This window comes from Okeania sp. SIO2B9 (assembly GCF_010672505.1).
GTDB lineage: Bacteria > Cyanobacteriota > Cyanobacteriia > Cyanobacteriales > Microcoleaceae > Okeania > Okeania hirsuta.
Genome location: NZ_JAAHGK010001161.1, coordinates 1 through 2,432, shown reverse-complemented (window position 1 = coordinate 2,432; position 2,432 = coordinate 1). Strand labels below are relative to the sequence as shown.

The following is a 2,432-nucleotide window of genomic DNA, read 5'->3' as shown; positions in this document are numbered from 1 at the left end:
GCGATCTAATTTCAATGCAAGTTCAGAGAATGTTAAATATGGCAGAAGAAGTGCTTGCTTTTTCTCAGGGGAATACAAAATTATATTGTCAGTTAATTGATATTGCTAAACTCTTACAAAATTTTGCTAAGTTAAACCAGGTCTATATTGATTTTTCTTCTGTAGAATTGATAGTTTCTGTGGAAGAGGGTTTAATCATAAATGCTGATGAAAATAAGATTAACCGTGTCTTACAAAATTTATTATCTAATGCTGTAGAAGCTCTGGATAAATCTGAAGGCAAAATAGAAATCAGAGCTAGAAGAAAAGATCGATTAGTTGAAATTACTTTTTCAGATAATGGTCCTGGTATTCCTCAAGAAATTCAGGATAAATTATTTGAAGCTTTTGTAAGTTATGGAAAACAGGGTGGTATTGGATTGGGAACTGCTATTGTTAAGACAATTATTGATGCCCATAATGGGAAGATTTTCTTTGAATCAAGTCCTTCTACTGGTACAACTTTTTATCTTCATTTTCCCCTAGCTAAAATAGATTGAATTCGGCAAAAATAAACTTAAATATTTACTGGTCATTTCAGTTATCAGTTATCAGTTATCAGTACCTCTGCAATAAGGAAGCTTGACCTTGGCGAATATGCTCTTTTTTTATCCCCTTAAAAGGGGAGGCACATACCCACAATTTTTCGGTAATATTTTAATTTTTAACTTTTGATTTAAAACGGAGTAGGGAGTAGGGAGTAGGGAATAGAAAATAAGAAAAACAACTGTTCCTCAGTAACCTGAGAAACCCTATATTTTAATTTTTAACTTTTGATTTAAAACGGAGTAGGGGGTAGGGAATAGAAAATAAGAAAAACAACTGTTCCTCAGTAACTTGAGAAACCCTATATTTTAATTTTTAACTTTTGATTTAAAACAAGGTGACTGACGATTTCAATAATAATTTGCCTCCATATACTGATATTAAAACGAATACTGAAAATACAGAAATTGACTTATCATTAGCAAGTTTAAGAGAAAAAACAATTCAACAAATTCGTGACAATTTACGACCTGGGCAACAACAAATGGCTGACTGGCAAGGAGGACCTTTAGCAGTTTCAGCAGTTCCTGGGGCAGGAAAATCTTATGGTATGGCAGCAGCAGCAGCTTTAGCGATCGCTCGTTATCAGTTACATAGTAATCGTCAATTAATTGTTGTTACTTTTACCCGTTCTGCAGCTAGTAATATTAAAACTAAAATCCGCAAACATTTAAAGGAATTATCTTTACCTCAAGGCAGTTTCATTGTTCATACTTTACATGGTTTGGCTTTAAGTATTGCCCTACGTCATCCTGAATTATCTGAGTTAGATTTAGAAAATAGTACTTTAATTCTTCCCACTCCAAGCAACAGAATAACTCGTACTTGTGTAGAAAATTGGATTGCCAAAAATCCTAGACATTATCAACTTTTAATTGAAGGAGTTCAATTTGATGGAGAAGAAACTGAACGTTTAAGAAGGCAATCAGTTTTACGCACTGAAGTTTTACCTCAATTAGCTTGGAAAGCAATTCAACAAGCAAAAAGTTCTGGTCTTAAACCAGAAGATTTATGGCAATTACGAGACAAAATTAATGACCATTATCAAGTTGTGACTATTGCTGCTAATTTATATCAAATCTATCAGGAAACATTAAGGGAAAATCAATTAATTGACTATGATGAAATGATTTTAGCAGCGTTGCGGGTATTAGAAAATGAAGGTGCTAGAAAAATGTGGCAAAATCAAGTTTTTGCAGTGTTTGAAGATGAAGCTCAAGATTCTACCCCCTTGCAAACTAAACTTTTAAAAAAACTGGCTCATTCAAGTGAAAATGATGATAGTAATTCAGAAAATAATGGGATTTATCAAGAACATAAATTATCAAAATTAAATAATCTCAACCTCATGCGTGTTGGAGACCCAAATCAAGCAATTAATTCCACATTTACTCCAGCAGACCCAATAGATTTTCGGCAATTTTGTGAAGACTGCGAACAATTAAATAAGTTGGCGACTATGGAACAAGCAGGTCGTAGTTGTCAAAAAATTATAGATGCAGCTAATTTTGTATTGAAATGGGTAAATAATTCAGAATTAACAGGAATAGAAAAACCTTTTCGAGACCAAAATATTCATCTGGCAAATGATAATCCTTCAGCTACTGGTGGTGGTTTAGAAATATATGAACCCCGAGATATTTACCAAACACTTGAGTTGATGGGTAAACGGATAATTAATTTATTTCAAGAAAATCCAAAAGGTAATTTTGCTGTATTAGTACGAGAAAATAAACAAGGTAAATTTATTACAGATACTTTTTCTAATCCGGGAAAATATGGAATAGATATTGATTTAGGCAAACAAAATATTTCAATACATGATGTTTCTCAAGGAGCGCGTCACA

General features: G+C 32.9%; 2 protein-coding genes. Both read left to right on the top strand.

Going from position 1 to position 2,432, the window contains the following annotated elements; translation table 11 throughout:
- On the top strand, nt 1-539 hold a 539-nt coding region (locus F6K13_RS28435; RefSeq protein ID WP_287289203.1), incomplete at its 5' end, for a sensor histidine kinase KdpD.
- Nucleotides 540-922: 383 nt separating this feature from the next.
- Nucleotides 923-2,432: ATP-dependent helicase (locus tag F6K13_RS28430; protein ID WP_375340686.1), on the top strand; the 1,510-nt coding region annotated here is incomplete at its 3' end.